Here is a 16,276-nt window from a genome sequence, read left to right on the forward strand (position 1 = left end):
GTGTCCTCTGGATAAGCCCCTCAACACGGGGAGAGTACGACGGTGACCTGACTGCCGATACGACAGCAGATCGTCTGTTGAGTAGGAACGAGGACAATGAAAAAAAATTTAACCCGGAGGGATCAGTGGGTGTCCCACTGACGCGCACGAGCACGACAATGCTTCATGGCGTTGACGATGTGTTTTTCCACCAGGCTGCGGGAGATTCCCAGGCGCTCGGCGATTTCCGGGTGCGACAGGCCTTCGAGCTTGCGCAGCAGGAAACTGTCGCGGCACAGGGGCGGCAGCTCGGCCAGGGCGCGTTGCAACATGTCCAGGCGCTGGCTGTGGTCCATACCGGTTTGCGGCGAGGGACTGAAAAAACGCTCTTCGTTGTCGAGCACTTCCAAGGGCTCGGACTGACGCAGCGCATTGCGCCGGTGGCCGTCGATCACCAGGTTCAGCGCAGTGCGGTAGAGAAAGGCACGTGGCTGCTCGATGGGGGTATCGCTGGCGCGCTCCAGCACCCGCACATACGCGTCATGCACCACATCTTCGGCCACCTGGAGGTTGCCGAGCTTGGCGTTGAGGAAACTCACCAGCTCGCGATAGTAGTTTTCCAACATGACTCCCGCCCCCGAAAAACGAGGGGCTTTTATCCGTGAGCGCGACGGTCTGCCAAGCTTTCTACAGGGCGGCAGAATAATGGCCATTTATAAACAACGCAATTTATAGTAATTCTCATATAGATTTAAAGCGCTAACGCCACTCACGGGGTTTATTTTGTGAATCCATACCTGTAACCCTATGTTTCCGGGCTTAAATCCGCTCCGCCGAACTTCGTATACTTGACAGCCCCCGTGTCTGCCGACCCTTCCGGCAGCGTCCAGCGGCGCTCCAGCTCGGGCAACACCTGGACCACGGGCCGATTTTTCCATTGGCCGGAACCCTGCATGAAACGTCCCCGTCATACCCGACGCGCACTGCTTGTAGCATTTTGTCTGATCCCCGTTATTGCCGTTGCCGCCTGGCAGATCCTGCCCGCTGGGCGAGATCAATTTGCCACCGTACAGGTCAGCCGGGGTGACATCGAAAGCAGCGTGACCGCCCTCGGCACCTTGCAGCCCAGGCGTTATGTGGACGTCGGCGCCCAGGCCTCCGGGCAGATCCGCAAGATCCATGTCGAGGCCGGCGACCTGGTCAAGGAAGGCCAGTTGCTGGTGGAAATCGATCCCGCCACGCAACAGGCCAAGCTCGACGCCAGCCGTTTCTCCATCGAAAACCTGCAAGCCCAACTGCAGGAACAGCGCGCCCAGCACCAGTTGGCCGAGCAGAAGTTCCGGCGCCAGCAAAACCTCGCCGCCGGCGGCGCCACCCGTGAAGAAGACGTGCAGACCGCCCAGGCCGAACTCAAGGCCACCCAGGCGCGGATCGACATGTTCAAGGCGCAGATCCGCCAGGCCCAGGCCAGCCTGCGCAGCGACCAGGCCGAGCTTGGCTACACGCGGATTTATGCACCCATGGACGGCACCGTGGTCGCGGTGGACGCCCGCGAAGGCCAGACCCTCAACGCCCAGCAGCAGACGCCGCTGATCCTGCGGATCGCCAAGCTGTCGCCGATGACGGTGTGGGCCGAGGTGTCGGAAGCCGATATCGGCCACGTCAAGCCGGGCATGACCGCCTACTTCACCACCCTGAGCGGTGGCAACCGGCGCTGGACCAGCACCGTGCGCCAGATCCTGCCGATCCCGCCCAAGCCACTGAACGAAACCGCCCAGGGTGGCGGCAGCCCCAACAGTTCGAGCAAAAGTGGCAGTGGCCGGGTGGTGCTCTACACCGTGCTGCTGGATGTGGATAACAACGACAACGCGCTGATGGCGGAAATGACCACCCAGGTGTTCTTTGTCTCCAGCCAGGCACAGAACGTCTTGACCGCCCCCATTGCCGCCCTGCAGGGCAGCACCGCCGCCGATCGGCAGATCGCCCGGGTAGTGGCGAAAAACGGCGCCATCGAGGAGCGTGAAGTCCGGGTCGGCATCAGCGACCGCCTGCGGATTCAGGTGCTGGACGGCCTGAACGAAGGCGATCACCTGCTGATCGGTCCGGCCGAAGCCAGCGGAGGTTGAATGTTGACCCCGCTGATCGACCTCAGGAACATCCGCAAGTCCTACGGCGGTGGCGACACGCCGCAAGTTGATGTCCTGCGCGGGATCGACCTGTCGATCCACGCCGGCGAATTCGTGGCCATCGTCGGCGCTTCCGGCTCCGGCAAATCGACGCTGATGAACATCCTCGGCTGCCTGGATCGCCCGACGTCCGGCGAGTACCGCTTCGCCGGCGAAGACGTGGCACAACTGGGCAGTGACGAGCTGGCCTGGCTGCGCCGCGAGGCCTTCGGCTTCGTGTTCCAGGGTTACCACCTGATCCCCTCGGCATCGGCCCAGGAAAACGTCGAGATGCCGGCGATCTACGCCGGCACCCCCGCCGCCGAGCGCCATGCCCGCGCCGCTGCCCTGCTCGAACGCCTGGGCCTGGCCAGCCGCACCGGCAACCGTCCGCACCAGCTCTCCGGCGGCCAGCAGCAACGGGTGTCGATTGCCCGGGCGCTGATGAACGGCGGCCATATCATCCTCGCCGACGAACCCACCGGCGCCCTCGACAGCCACAGCGGCACCGAGGTCATGGCCCTGCTCGACGAGCTAGCCGACCAGGGCCACGTGGTGATCCTGATCACCCACGACCGCGAAGTCGCCGCCCGCGCCAAGCGCATCATTGAAATCCGCGACGGCGAAATCATCAGCGACACCGCCGACCGCCAACCGGGCGTCCAGGCCAGCGCCAACAGCGGCGCCCTGCAAGCGGTGGACCTGCGCCAGCGCCTGGCCGACGGCAGCGAACACAACGGCGCCTGGAAAGGCGAACTGGTGGACGCAGTGCAAGCGGCCTGGCGGGTGATGTGGGTCAACCGCTTCCGCACTGCCCTGACCCTGCTCGGGATCGTGATCGGCGTGGCCTCGGTGGTGGTGATGCTGGCGGTGGGCGAAGGCAGCAAGCGCCAGGTCATGGCGCAGATGGGGGCGTTTGGTTCGAACATCATTTACCTCAGCGGGCATGCACCCAATCCTCGCACGCCGCCGGGTGTCATCACCCTCGATGACGTGGCGGCGCTGGCAGCCCTGCCCCAGGTCAAGCGCATCATGCCGGTCAACGGCTCGAAAGCCGGGGTGCGCTTTGGCAACGTCGACCACAGCAGTTACGTCGGCGGCAACGACACCAACTTCCCGACGATCTTCAACTGGCCAGTGGTCGAAGGCAGTTACTTTACCGATACCGACGAGGCTAATGCGGCGGCGGTGGCGGTGATCGGCAAGAAGGTCCGCGACAAACTGCTCAAGGACATCGCCAACCCGATCGGACAGTACATCCTGATCGAGAACGTACCCTTCCAGGTGGTCGGGGTCCTTGCCGGCAAAGGCGCCAGCTCCGGCGACCAGGACAGTGATGACCGCATTGCCATCCCCTACTCCGCCGCCAGCATCCGCCTGTTCGGGACTTACGACCCGGAGTACGTGGTCATTGCCGCCAGCGATGCGCGCAAGGTCAAGGAGGCCGAGCAGGCCATCGACCAGTTGATCCTGCGTCGGCACAACGGCAAGCGCGATTACGAACTGACTAACAACGCAGCGATGATCCAGGCCGAAGCCCGGACGCAGAACACCCTGTCGCTGATGCTCGGTGCCATCGCCGCGATTTCCCTGCTGGTGGGCGGTATCGGAGTGATGAACATCATGCTGATGACCGTGCGCGAACGGACCCGGGAGATCGGAATCCGCATGGCCACCGGCGCCCGGCAACGGGACATCCTGCGCCAGTTCCTCACCGAAGCAGTGATGCTCTCGGTGGTCGGCGGCCTGACCGGCATCGCCCTGGCGCTGATCATCGGTGGTGTGCTGATCCTCAGTGATGTGGCAGTGGCGTTTTCCCTGTCGGCAGCGCTTGGCGCCTTCGGCTGCGCCCTGGTCACAGGCGTCATATTCGGCTTCATGCCGGCCCGCAAAGCTGCCCGGCTCGACCCGGTCACGGCCCTTACCAGTGAATGATCGATCTATGAACCCGCACCTGTCCCTTCTTGCCACCAGCGTCCTTGCTGCCTGCGTGCTACTGACGGCGTGCAGCACCACTGCGCCACCGGACAGCGGCCTCCACGCCCCGGCAGCGTGGCAATCGCCAAACACTCAAGCCCTGCGTCAGAGCAATCAGCTCTGGTGGACAGGGTTTGGCAGCCCGCAACTGGACCGCTTGATCGCCCAGGCGCAAAACGGCAGTTATGACTTGGCCGCCGCTGTCGCCCGGGTGCGACAAGCCCAGGCAAGCGCGGTGATCGCGGGAGCCCCCTTGCTACCGGAGCTGACGGCGCAACTCAATGGCAGTCGCCAGCGATTGCTGCGAGGAAACGGCTACAGCGAGATAAGCACCAATCGCGAAACCAAAGCGGTGAATTACTTTGATGCCGGCCTCAGCGCAACCTATGAGTTGGACTTCTGGGGTGGCAGGCGCGCCGCCCGAGACAGCGCGGCCTTCAGTGTCCAGGCCAGCGAATTTGATCGGGCCACTGTTGAACTGACCTTACTCAGCGCCGTGGCTGACGCCTACACCCAATGGCTGTCACTGCAAGAGCAACGGCGGATCGCCGAACTCAATCTGGTCAACGCGCAAAACGTGTTGCAACTGGTGCAGGCACGCTATGACTCAGGCTCCACCACCGCCCTGGAACTGGCCCAGCAAAGGAGCCTGGTCGCGGCCCAGCAACGTCAATTGCCCTTTGTTCAGCAACAGGCTCAGGAAGCACTGGTTACTCTCGCCGCCCTGCTGGGCCAACCGGTGCAGCAATTGCAGTTGCAGGAGCAGGCATTTGCTCAATTGAACTGGCCAGACATTGGAGCCGGGGTACCCAGCGACCTGCTGCGCCGGCGCCCGGACATTGCCAACGCAGAGGCCCAACTGGCTGCCGCACAAGCCGATGTAGCGGTGGCTCGCGCCGCCCTACTGCCCACCGTGACGCTGTCGGCCAGACTGGGCTCCGGCGCCAATATTTTCGCCGACACCCTGCGCAACCCGTTCTACAACCTCGGCAGCGGCCTCACTGCGCCGATCTTCAACAACGGCCGACTGAAGGCCGAGCGCGACAAGGCCCTGGCACGCCAGCAAGAACTGCTGGAAAACTACCGAGGGGCAATCATCAGGGGGTTTGCGGACGTTGAAAAAGCCCTCAACAGTATCGATGGCCTGGATCAACAACGCCGATGGCTGAGCGAAGAACTGGAGCAGGCGCAAAGCGCATTCCAGATTGCCCAGACACGTTACGAATCTGGCGCAGCAGACCTGCTGACCGTGCTGGAAACCCAGCGCACGCTGTATATCGCCCAAGACCTCAATGTGCAGCTGCGGCGCTCACGCCTGCAGGCCAGCATCGCGCTGTACAAGGCCTTGGGAGGTGGCTGGCAACCGCTGCCCCTGTAAGGGGAGCGTGCCAGCGGCGGCAGATCCGAGCTACGTCGCCGGCAACGCCGCGCTACAGCCGCTGCTCGTTGAGCTTCAAGTGCCGCGCGTACCAAGGTCGTTGCGGCACCTTGCGCAGCAGATTAGCAAGGCTGTCCTCGTTGCTATAGGTGATGCGTAACGCAAGCTTCATGGTTTCCGGATCCATCTCCATGCTTTTCCCCGCCTGCAACCCCGGGATTGTACTGCAGCCATGCGTCACGGGGCCCAGCCAGGGATCGGCCACCTCGACCCAACGCCCTGGGGCAAACCAGGGCACCTCATTGACCTGTAAGCGCGAGACCTGCCCTGGATGAAAACGCTCATGAGCACGAAACCAGTCCTCGAGGCGGTCGTCGATCCAGCCATGAAAACGCCAAAATACCGGGTTCACGTGGGAGGAAAACGGATCGCCCAGAAAATCATTCTCAGCACCGTACCAGCGCGGGGAAAAATCATTCGGCGTACGAGCCATGGGTACTGGCGCACCGTTTGAGGGGTCCCGGGGCACGGAGGCCCAACGCATATGCAGCCAGTCATGCAAACCCAGCTCGACCTCGGAGCCAAACTGCCCCAGGGTCAACTGAGACAGATAATAGGGATCGCTATAACGAGACTCCCAGACTTCGAAATTACTGTGAAAAGTCTCGGCACTTTTGATGTCGTTCACCCACTGGGTGTACTCGGCATCACCGCGGGCCAGCCAGGTCGGCGGCAAAGCGCCCCCCTCCTGGTTGTCAAAATAACGGGCAAAGCCCTGACGGTCGCGGACAAGCTCAGGCTGCGGCAGTGGGAAGCGCTTCCACGACGGCAAGTCCTGCAGCGAACGGGCGGTACCGAGCATATGCCGGTGCATGAAAAAGAAGTCCTCTCCTGAGCCATTCCGATCCTTGGACGGACCTCGGGCATCACGCTCCCGGTCTCTGGGACCCGGTTGCCAGCCAATCCCGCGCAGTGCGTCTTGCTTGTCTGCAGGCAGTTTGTGCCACTTGTCTCGGGAGGCGTGCCACAGCTGGTGAAACAAGCGGTGCTCTGGAGAGATCAGCCAAGCCAGCAAGGTCGGATTCAAGCCAATACGTTCCCTGGCTTCGGGAAACAGCTGTTTACGGGCAACAAATCGGTTGTCCTGGGTGAGCTCGGCCAAAGGGCGGTCCAGGCGCAGGATCTGTCCATTGAGAGTAGCCGGACCGGCGTTGCCAAAGTCCGCCCAGACCTCATCCAGCACGATCCGGCACTCATACAGCGGCGCCTCATCCTCTGCGGCGGCAGGTATCAGGCGCCAGCGTAACTCACCCGCCTTGGCACCCAGCAGATCACCGACCAGCCGATAGCGTGGTTCGGCGTCACTGCGCAAGCGCTCTGCAGTATCCAGGTAACCACGCAGCCCACGACCGCGCGGAGCAATATCCAGAAACAGTTGCAGGTCTTCTCCCGACACTCCATCAAGACCTCCATCCACCCCGCTCAATTGCAGGTTCCAAACACCACGTAACTGGTCGGCCAGTTGCCGGGCTGCGATGTCGGGCAAGTCGACGACAGCTTCCCCAGGTGTGATCGGGAACTCCTCCCGCGTGAGCTTACGCTGTGCGTAATACACCCCAGGCACCGCCGCGCCCGTCAGTGCCAGACCTGCGATGAAGCCTCGTCGAGAAATCGTCATTGCCCTACCTGTGTCAGCCGGATCAGCCATGGTGCATGGCGCTATCCAAGCTAGAACGTTGTGCTGGCAAGGAAATTTAGCGAACCCCGGGCAATTCGGCGCTTGGCGCCAGGCACGGGCCGCCGGCTAAATTTATTCGCTCTGCGCTCGTTCCTCCCAGATAGCAAAGGCCTCGTGCCTGAACCTCGACGGTGAACCTGACTGAGATCACGATGACGACCCCACGTTGGAAAAAAGCCTTGTACATCAGCCTTGCCACGGCCCTCACCGCCGGCGCCGGGTTTGGCGCCTGGAGCTACTGGCATGCCACAGCGGGCTATCCGCTAAACGTGGTCAAGCAGGCCAATGAACTGCAGGAGCGCATCATCTCCTTCGATAGCCACATCACCCTTTCGCCTCGATTCGGCAGCAAAGGGATGGAAGCCGACAAGGAAGGCCCCAGCCGCTTCGACCTGGTAAAGACCGCCCGTGGCCGCCTGTCCGGTGCGGCCCTGACAGTGTTCGGCTGGCCGGAGATGTGGAACGGCCCTAACGCGCCTCATCGACCAACCGAAGGCTTCGTCGAGGAAGCTCGCCACCAACAGGAGGTGCGCTATAAATCCATCACCGGCATGGTCCGCGACTTCCCCAACCAAGTGGCTATCGCTTACACCCCGCAGGATCTGCGGCGCCTTCACGGCGAAGGCAAATTCGCCATTTTCATCAGCATGCTGAACGCCTATCCCTTGGGCGACGACTTGGATCTCCTGGATTTTTGGGCCGCACGAGGCATGCGCATGTTCGGCTTCAGCTACGTGGGCAACAACAGTTGGGCCGATTCCTCGCGACCCATGCCATTTTTCAATGATTTTCCCGATGCCCTGGAAGGTCTTTCGCCCATAGGCCAACAGGCTGTGGCGCGACTCAACGACCTCGGGGTGATCATCGATGTCTCACAGATGTCCAGCAAAGCGTTGGTGCAAGTCAGCCAACTGAGTCGCGCGCCCCTGGTCGCCTCGCATTCGGTACCGCGGGCCATGGTCGACATTCCACGCAACCTCAGTGACAAGGAACTGCAGCTGATCAAGCAGAGTGGCGGCGTGGTGCAGGTCGTGGCGTTCTCCACCTACCTAAAACCGCTCAGCGAAAAGACCCGGGACCGACTCAATGCCCTGCGTAAGCGCTTCGACCTCGAGCCCCTCCCTAACCTCACGGTAGCCCTGATGCCCGGCGACCCGATCATTGCGGCCTGGCCAGAGCAGAAGTTCGGCCAATACGCCCAGCAGCTGTACGCGATTCTGGAAGAGGAACCCCAAGCCACCCTCAAGGATTACGGGGATGCCATCGACTACACCGTGCGCAAGATCGGGATCGACCACGTTGGCATCAGTTCGGACTTCAACGAAGGCGGCGGCGTGCAAGGCTGGAACAACGTCAGTGAAGCCCGCAACGTTACCGCCGAACTGCTCAGCCGCGGCTACTCCGAAGCCGATATCACCAAGCTCTGGGGCGGCAATTTCATGCGGGTCTGGAAGCAGGTCCAGGACGCTGCCCGCCCTGTCGCCACCTCCTCACGTTGACTGCCCAGCGAGCTACTCATGACTGATCGCCGTACCTTTCTCAAACATGCCGGCCTGCTCGCCGCCAGCCTGCCGCTCAGTGCCCAGTTACTGCCGTCGGCATTCGCGGCATCGGCGTCGACGCCCACAGCGCAAGGTAGCGACATCTGGGCGGGATTTCGCAGCCTGTTCGAACTGGACCCAAGTTATGCGCACTTTTCCAACTTCCTGATCACATCGCACCCCCGGCCGGTGCGAGAAGCCATCGAGGCCTATCGTGCGCAACTGGATCGAAACCCGGCGCAATGGGTGGACTGGGAAACCCAGGCCGAATGGAAGCGCGAAGGCGAAGTACGTGACTGGGCAGCCCGCTACCTGGAGGTCAAGCCTCGACAGATTGCCTTGACCGGCAGCACCACCGAAGGCTTGGGGATGATCTACGGCGGCCTGCACGTGACCTCCAAGCAAGAGATCCTGACCACCGAACACGAGCATTACTCAACCCGCAACAGCTTGAAATTCCGCAGCCAGCGTGACGCCACGCAGGTGCGCAAAATTCGCCTGTTCAAGGACCCACATCAGGTTTCAAAGGACGAAGTGCTGAGCACCCTGGCTGCCGCCATCCGCCCCTCGACCCGGGTGCTGGGCATGACATGGGTGCACTCCGGCAGTGGGGTGAAGCTGCCCATTGGCGAAATCGGCGAGCTGGTGCGCGAGCTCAACCGCAAACGCGACGAGCAGGATCAGATCCTCTACGTGGTCGATGGCGTGCATGGCCTGGGAATCGAGGATATGCGCTTCGCCGACCTGAATTGCGACTACTTCATTTCCGGCACCCATAAATGGATGTTCGGTCCCCGTGGCACCGGCATCATCTGCGCGGCCTCCACCGAACTGAAGAACCTCACCCCGACGTTCGCCACCTTCTCCGAAGACGAGGACTTCGCCACCATCATGAGTCCCGGCGGCTACCACTCCTTCGAACATCGCTGGGCCCTGGGCAAAGCCTTCGAACTACACCTGCAAACCGGCAAGCAGAAGATCCAGACACGCATCCACGCGCTCAACGACTACCTCAAGCAACGCCTGGCAGAACACCGCGACATTGAGTTGGTCACCCCGCTGAGCGCCGAACTCTCGTCTGGCTTCACGTTCTTCCGGGTCAAGGATCAGAACGCAGATGACATCGCCTCCTACTTGAACCGCAACCGTATCGTGGTCGATGCCGTATCCCGCGATGTAGGCCCGGTAGTGCGCACCGCTCCCGGCCTGCTCAACACCGAAGACGAAGTCGATCGACTGATGAACGTACTGAGCCAGCGCTTGCGTTCATGAGCCCCCGTCTTTTTTCCAGTTGCCCCCCTATTTGATGGATTTTGCCATGACTCATGCTCTCCCCCTCTCCACCAAGCGCTTGCCGCGCCCATTACAGTGTCTGTCACTGGGCGCCGTGTTCAGCCTGCTGTGCGCAGGAGCCCAAGCCGCCAGCACGCCGCAACCGGGAGCGGTATTCAAGGATTGCAAGAACTGCCCGGAAATGGTCGTGCTGCCCGCCGGCAGCTTTGTCATGGGTGTACCGGACGATGAGGTCGGTCGCCAACCGGACGAAGGCCCGATGCACACGGTGACATTCAACAAGGCCTTCGCCATCAGCCGCTTCCAGGTCCAGGCTGGCGAGCTGGACGCTTACATCCGTGAAACCGGGGTCAAGATCGCTGACGGCGATACACGGCCGGGCCGCCTGTGCAAGGCCAGCAAGCCGACGTACAAGCAAGGGCCGACGCAACCTGCGGTATGCGTCAGTTACTTCGACGTTCAGGAGTATGCCAAGTGGCTGTCGAAAAAGACCGGTCACACCTACCGCATGCTCAGCGAGGCAGAACGAGAGTACGCAGCACGTGCTGGCTCCACTGGGCCGTTCCCGTTCCCCTTCGATGAGGGTGAGGAGTACAGCATCGCCAAACACGCCAATACCTATGGCCCCAAGGACGGCTACAGCTACAGTTCGCCAGCTGGCAGCTACCCGCCCAATGCCTTTGGCGTGTACGACATGCATGGCAACGTCTACGAGTGGGTCGCAGATTGCTGGCATCCCAACTACGAAGGCGCTCCCAGCGACGGCAGCGCCTGGATGACTGGAAAGTGCCGGACTCGGCAAATGCGCGGCAATGACTGGGGCGAGGCTCCCATCTTCTCCCGCTCGGGCAATCGCAATGATCGCGCCCCAGACATCCGCGGCGACTTCCTCGGTTTCCGAGTGGCTCGCGAACTTTGATAGCCCCTAAACCACGTGTGATTCGGGAGACTCGGATGACCAGCAAACCTCGCGGCGCCATCAGTGAACTGTTCGGCCTGCTCAAACCCTTCTGGCCCCTGGTGAGTGTTTCTATCGCCCTGGGCATGGTCGGCGGCCTCAGCGTCACGGCCCTGCTAGCCACCATCAATAGCGCCCTGCACAACGAAGGCGGCCTGACTCAGGGCGTGGTGCTGGGGTTTGCCGGCCTCTGCCTGCTGGCCCTGCTCAGCTCGATCTGCTCCGACATTGGCACCAACTATGTGGGCCAGCACATCATTGCCAAACTGCGCCGTGAATTGGGAGAAAAGGTTCTCGCAGCCCCTATCGACCAGATTGAACGCTATCGCAGCCATCGCTTGATCCCGGTGCTGACTCACGATGTCGACACCATCAGCGACTTCGCCTTCGCCTTCGCCCCACTGGCCATCTCCTTGACCGTGACCCTGGGCTGCCTGGGCTACTTGGCTCATCTGTCGTGGCCCATGTTCCTGGTCATGCTCACCGCTATTGCCATTGGTACCGTGATGCAATTCATTGCCCGCTCCTGGGGCATGCGCGGTTTCGAAGCGGCACGTGAAGCAGAAGATGATCTGCAGAAGCATTACAACGCCATCGCCGAAGGCGCCAAGGAACTGCGCATTCATCGCCCACGGCGCCAGCGCATGTTTATCCACGGCATTCAGGAAACCGCCAACCGTATCTGTGCCACACAGATGCGCTCGATCAATACCTTTGTGATCGCCAAGTCACTGGGTTCGATGTTGTTCTTCGTGGTTATCGGCCTGGCCCTGACTCTGCAATCGATGTGGCCGAGCACCGACAAGACCGTCATGAGTGGCTTCGTGCTGGTGCTGCTGTACATGAAAGGACCGCTGGAGCATCTGATCAGCACACTGCCGATCATCAGCAAGGCACAGATCGCCTTTCGCCGCATCGCCGAGTTGTCCAAGCAGTTTTCATCCCCCGAACAACATCTTTTGCTCAGTGACTCCAGCCAACCGAGCATGGCCATGCACAGCCTGGAGCTGAACGAGGTGAACTACACCTTCCCCCGAGTTCCAGGCAGCGAACCGTTCCACCTGGGTCCGGTGAACCTGCGTATCGAGCAAGGCGACATCATCTTCATCGTCGGCGAAAACGGTTGTGGCAAAACCACCTTGATCAAGCTGCTGCTGGGACTCTATGCACCGCAGTCCGGAAACATCGCCCTGAACGATCAGGTCATCACTGCCCAGACCCGGGATGACTACCGTCAGCTATTCACCACGATCTTCGCCGACTACTACCTGTTCGATGACTTGATACAGGGTGACCAGCGAATTCCGGACGATGCCGGGCGCTATCTCAAGCGACTGGAAATAGATCACAAGGTCAGCATCAACGATGGGGTGTTCAGCACCACCGACCTATCCACCGGCCAACGCAAGCGCCTGGCCCTGGTCAGTGCCTGGCTGGAGGAACGCCCGGTGCTGGTATTCGACGAATGGGCAGCAGACCAGGACCCGACCTTCCGCCGTATTTTCTATACCGAGCTGCTACCGGACCTCAAGCGCCTGGGCAAAACCATCATCGTCATCTCCCATGACGACCGTTACTTCGATGTCGCCGACCAGTTGGTACGCATGCATGCGGGCAAGGTAATTACCGAGCTGCAACCCGCCTGACCCCCTCTCCCTGAAGCCGGATTGAAATATTTCTTTCCGGTTTCTGTCCCGAACAACGTCTCATACGAAGTAATAACAATCATTATCATCTGCACATCACTTCAAAGAGCACACGATGCCAACCCTTCACACTCTTTCCCCGCTTGCTCAGGCGCTTAAACTGCGTCGTCTGTTCCAACCCAAGCTGCTCGGTTCGACCCTGGGGTTGGTCTTGAGCTTGCCGATGGCCTCGCAGGTCATGGCCCAGGACATTGATTTCAATATCGAGACCCAGCCGCTGAGCAGCGCCCTCCAGGAGTTTGGACGCCAGGCGAACCTGCAGGTGCTGTATAGCCCTGAGGATGTGACCCACTTGAACAGTAACCGCCTAATGGGTCGGTACTCCCCCAGCGCCGCCATTGCCCAGTTGCTGAAAAACACGGGAATCAGCTTCAACATCCAAGGCGATACCCTGATCATCAGCGCACGCAGTGACAATAAGGCTTTGAACCTGGGTGCCACCAGCATCACCGGCCAGGCTCTGGGATCGCTGACTGATGGTTCCGGTTCCTATACCACCGGGTCGAGCAATACTGCGACCAAACTGAACATGTCCCTGCGCGAAACCCCCCAGTCGGTCAGCGTTATCACGCGGCAACGCATGGATGACCAAGGGCTGAACGACATCACCGAAGTGCTGGAGCAAACCCCGGGCCTCTCCGTGCAAAGCCTGGGCAGCGAGCGCTTCAACATCTACTCACGCGGGTATTCGGTCGACAACTATCAGTTTGACGGCATCCCGACCACGCTGGACATTGTCAGCCAGGTGTCGGCCCAAAGCCTCGCGGACATGGCCATCTACGACCACGTGGAAGTACTGCGCGGCGCAACAGGCCTCATGACCGGTGCGGGCGACCCTTCTGCAACCATCAATATGGTTCGCAAACGCCCCACCGCACAGTTCAAAGGTCATATCAGCGCCGGGCTGGGATCCTGGAACAAATATCGCAGTGAGATCGATCTATCCGGTCCACTGACCCCCACCGGTAACGTACGTGGCCGCGTAGTGGGAGCCTTCCAGCAAAACAACAGCTTCATGGATCACTACTCTCAGGAGAAACAGGTTTTCTACGGCATCCTGGAAGCCGACCTGACGGACACCACCCTGCTGACATTCGGTATGGATTATCAAAAGAACAACCCTCAAGGGTCGTCCTCGGTAGCGTTTCCCCTGTTCTACAGCAACGGCAAGCAAACCAACTTCTCTCGCTCCACCAACAGCGCCAGCCGCTGGAGTTCGAACGAACAAAACGTCCTCAATTCCTTCGTCAGCGTCGAGCAGAAACTCGCTTATGACTGGAGCTTGAAGGTCTCCCTGAATCAGATGTACATCGATCGCGAATACAGCCTGGCCACTGCCAGCTGGGGTTTTCCGAACGAAGCCACCGGGGCTGGGGTAAGGCTCTATGGGGGTGCGGGTAGCACCTGGCAAAAACAGACCGGGCTGGATGTCCAGGCACAGGGCCCCTTCGAACTGTTCGGGCGCCAACATGAGTTGATCGTGGGCTACAACTTTTCAAAATATGCCAACCATCACGACCCGCTTCGAGGTACCTCGATCGAGGGCAAATTCGTTAATTTCTACACCTGGAACAACTACACAGATAAGCCCGTCACCTCGATGGGCAAGCTTTATGACGGCGACACCACCATCTTTCAAAATGGCACTTACATTGCGACGCGACTGCATCCCACCGATGATCTGTCGGTCATCCTCGGTGCCCGGGCCAGCAACTACAAATACAACTACGATCTGGAATACGTGCTGACTCCCGCCAGGAACAGCAACACTCAGTATCGGGAGAGCGGCGTGGTCACCCCGTATGCGGGGGTCGTCTATGACCTGAATGAAATCCACTCGGTCTACGCCAGCTACACCAATATCTTCAAACCACAAAGCGCCCGCGACGCCAGTGGTGCAACCCTGGCGCCACGTGAGGGCGACAACTACGAAATTGGCCTCAAGAGCGAGTTCTTCGGAGGCCGGCTCAACACCAGCATCGCGGCTTTCGAAATCAAGCAGGACAACCTGGCAGAAGTCGATCCCGGCCAGGTCATCCCAGGAACAACGGCCGCCGCCTACCGAGCGATTCAGGGCGCCACCACCAAGGGCTTCGAGCTGGAGGCCAACGGTGAGCTCATGCCGGACTGGAATATGAGTGCCAGTTTCAACCACAGCATCACCAAGGACAGTGATGGTGAACGGGTCAACACCGTGGCTCCTGCCAACATGGCCAAACTCTGGACCACCTATCGCTTGCCGGGCGAGTTGGAGCGACTGACCGTCGGTGGCGGGATGAATTGGCAGAGCGGCACCCACTTCACCGCCAGACCCGCCGATCTGAACATGACGGTCAAAGCCAAGCAGGAGCAGTTCACGGTATTCAATCTGATGGCTCGCTATCAATTGACTGACGAGCTATCGACGACCCTCAACGTCAACAATTTGTTCGACAAGAAGTACCTGAGTGCCCTGGACACTACGTTCTATAGCGGCTACTACGGTGATCCGCGTAACGTGATGCTATCGGCTAAATATCAATTCTGATGTCACGACACAAGGCGGATACCCCAGGTTATCCGCCTCCTTGCGCTTTGTTACAGCGTTTGCAACCACGCCCCTACCTGGCGATAAATCTCTTCGACTGGCGCGACTATCCCTGACATACGCAGGAAGTCATGAGTCAAGCCCTCCTCCACGCTCAAGATCACAGGCGTACCTCCGGCTTCCAGATGACGCGCATATTCAACGCCCTCATCAAACAGCGGATCGAACTTCGCCAGACTGACAAAAGCTGGCGCCAGAGCTGGCAAGTCGCTGGCCAGCAGCGGTGATACTCGCCAGTCCAGGCGATCATCGGGCCGCGGTGCGTAGTGTTGATAAAACCACTGCAAGGTCTGGCTTTCCAACAGATAGCCTTCGGCATAACGCCGATGGGACTCGCGCGGCCGACTGATATCGGTGACCGGGTAGAACAGCAACTGCGCCAGGGGTTTGAGCCCCAGGGTCGACCCCGGCAACGCCGCCGCAATGGCCAAGCCCGCAGCCAGGGTCGCCCCTACACTGTCTCCGGCGAACACCACCCGCTGGCGGTTCAAACCCAGCTCGGCAGCGTGCTCGGCCAACCAGCAAGCAGCGTCCTGGGCATCATTTTGCGCTGTCGGGAACACCTGTTCGGGCGCCCGTCGGTAGGCGGGGGCCAGAACCGCGAACTCGCCCAGGCTGGCTAGGCGACGGCACACCGAATCATGGGAATCCAGGCTGCCCACCACATAACCGCCTCCGTGAAAATACAGCAGGACCGGTTGCGCCTTCCCGGCATTACCGGCGCGTCGATACAAACGCGCCGGTAACGGCGTGCCATCGCGGGTAGTAATAGACAGGCTGGTGACCGCAAGTTCGGCCGGAGGGCTGGGATCGACAATCAGCGAACTGGCTTCAAATTCGCTACGTGCCTGGGCCACTGTCAGTTCGTGCATGGGCTTGCTGCTACCGCTCAAGCGGCCAAATTCAACCAGCTCCAGAAAAGCAGCCAGATCGGGGTGCAGGGACATCATGCTT

At 60.6% G+C, this 16,276-nt stretch carries 11 protein-coding genes; 8 read left to right on the forward strand and 3 right to left on the reverse strand.

The window, feature by feature from the left end; genetic code table 11:
- Positions 1–122 precede the first annotated feature (122 nt).
- Positions 123–605, reverse strand: a complete 483-nt coding sequence (locus tag JFU57_RS30340) for a sigma-70 family RNA polymerase sigma factor (RefSeq protein WP_274609839.1) — start codon at positions 603–605, stop codon at positions 123–125.
- Between the two features lie 327 nt (positions 606–932).
- Here JFU57_RS30340 and JFU57_RS30345 point away from each other — a divergent pair, with 327 nt between their 5' ends.
- From JFU57_RS30345 to JFU57_RS30355, 3 genes are read left to right on the forward strand one after another with little or no spacing between them, the layout of a single operon-like run.
- Entirely contained in the window at positions 933–2,105 is a 1,173-nt protein-coding gene (locus JFU57_RS30345) for an efflux RND transporter periplasmic adaptor subunit (protein ID WP_201131803.1), read from the forward strand.
- Entirely contained in the window at positions 2,106–4,079 is a 1,974-nt protein-coding gene (locus JFU57_RS30350) for a MacB family efflux pump subunit (RefSeq protein WP_201131804.1), read from the forward strand.
- A 7-nt stretch (positions 4,080–4,086) separates the two neighbouring features.
- The gene (locus tag JFU57_RS30355; RefSeq protein WP_201131805.1) at positions 4,087–5,499 is read left to right on the forward strand and encodes an efflux transporter outer membrane subunit; all 1,413 of its coding nucleotides are present in this window, start codon (positions 4,087–4,089) and stop codon (positions 5,497–5,499) included.
- A 52-nt stretch (positions 5,500–5,551) separates the two neighbouring features.
- Here the strand turns inward: JFU57_RS30355 and pvdP are convergent, their stop codons facing one another.
- Positions 5,552–7,177 carry a pyoverdine maturation tyrosinase PvdP gene (gene pvdP, locus JFU57_RS30360; RefSeq protein WP_201131806.1) on the reverse strand — a complete coding sequence of 542 codons (1,626 nt, stop codon included), beginning with the start codon at positions 7,175–7,177 and terminating at the stop codon, positions 5,552–5,554.
- A 212-nt stretch (positions 7,178–7,389) separates the two neighbouring features.
- On the opposite strand from pvdP, the gene pvdM reads away from it, so the two are divergent.
- From pvdM to JFU57_RS30385, 5 genes are all read left to right on the forward strand, one after another.
- Positions 7,390–8,736 (forward strand): pyoverdine-tailoring dipeptidase-like protein PvdM, encoded by a 1,347-nt coding sequence (gene pvdM / locus JFU57_RS30365; RefSeq protein ID WP_201131807.1) that lies wholly within the window; start codon positions 7,390–7,392, stop codon positions 8,734–8,736.
- An 18-nt stretch (positions 8,737–8,754) separates the two neighbouring features.
- Entirely contained in the window at positions 8,755–10,050 is a 1,296-nt protein-coding gene (gene pvdN / locus JFU57_RS30370) for a pyoverdine-tailoring periplasmic protein PvdN (RefSeq protein ID WP_201131808.1), read from the forward strand.
- A gap of 46 nt (positions 10,051–10,096) precedes the next feature.
- The gene (pvdO, locus tag JFU57_RS30375; RefSeq protein WP_201131809.1) at positions 10,097–10,990 is read left to right on the forward strand and encodes a dihydropyoverdine dehydrogenase; all 894 of its coding nucleotides are present in this window, start codon (positions 10,097–10,099) and stop codon (positions 10,988–10,990) included.
- Between the two features lie 35 nt (positions 10,991–11,025).
- A complete protein-coding gene (locus JFU57_RS30380; protein ID WP_201131810.1) occupies positions 11,026–12,675 on the forward strand; it encodes a cyclic peptide export ABC transporter in 1,650 nt (549 codons plus the stop codon).
- A gap of 115 nt (positions 12,676–12,790) precedes the next feature.
- Positions 12,791–15,262, forward strand: a complete 2,472-nt coding sequence (locus JFU57_RS30385; RefSeq protein ID WP_242487555.1) for a TonB-dependent siderophore receptor — start codon at positions 12,791–12,793, stop codon at positions 15,260–15,262.
- Between the two features lie 50 nt (positions 15,263–15,312).
- On the opposite strand, the gene JFU57_RS30390 is transcribed toward JFU57_RS30385, so the two are convergent.
- The gene (locus JFU57_RS30390) at positions 15,313–16,269 is read right to left on the reverse strand and encodes an alpha/beta hydrolase (RefSeq protein ID WP_201131811.1); all 957 of its coding nucleotides are present in this window, start codon (positions 16,267–16,269) and stop codon (positions 15,313–15,315) included.
- Positions 16,270–16,276 lie beyond the last annotated feature (7 nt).

The organism is Pseudomonas sp. TH07, assembly GCF_016651285.1.
GTDB lineage: Bacteria > Pseudomonadota > Gammaproteobacteria > Pseudomonadales > Pseudomonadaceae > Aquipseudomonas.

Coding starts and splice junctions, on each gene's coding strand:
- JFU57_RS30340 (WP_274609839.1), bottom strand. CDS start 605: ATGTTGGAAAACTACTATCGCGAGCTGGTGAGTTTCCTCAACGCCAAG.
- JFU57_RS30345 (WP_201131803.1), top strand. CDS start 933: ATGAAACGTCCCCGTCATACCCGACGCGCACTGCTTGTAGCATTTTGT.
- JFU57_RS30350 (WP_201131804.1), top strand. CDS start 2,106: ATGTTGACCCCGCTGATCGACCTCAGGAACATCCGCAAGTCCTACGGC.
- JFU57_RS30355 (WP_201131805.1), top strand. CDS start 4,087: ATGAACCCGCACCTGTCCCTTCTTGCCACCAGCGTCCTTGCTGCCTGC.
- pvdP (WP_201131806.1), bottom strand. CDS start 7,177: ATGACGATTTCTCGACGAGGCTTCATCGCAGGTCTGGCACTGACGGGC.
- pvdM (WP_201131807.1), top strand. CDS start 7,390: ATGACGACCCCACGTTGGAAAAAAGCCTTGTACATCAGCCTTGCCACG.
- pvdN (WP_201131808.1), top strand. CDS start 8,755: ATGACTGATCGCCGTACCTTTCTCAAACATGCCGGCCTGCTCGCCGCC.
- pvdO (WP_201131809.1), top strand. CDS start 10,097: ATGACTCATGCTCTCCCCCTCTCCACCAAGCGCTTGCCGCGCCCATTA.
- JFU57_RS30380 (WP_201131810.1), top strand. CDS start 11,026: ATGACCAGCAAACCTCGCGGCGCCATCAGTGAACTGTTCGGCCTGCTC.
- JFU57_RS30385 (WP_242487555.1), top strand. CDS start 12,791: ATGCCAACCCTTCACACTCTTTCCCCGCTTGCTCAGGCGCTTAAACTG.
- JFU57_RS30390 (WP_201131811.1), bottom strand. CDS start 16,269: ATGTCCCTGCACCCCGATCTGGCTGCTTTTCTGGAGCTGGTTGAATTT.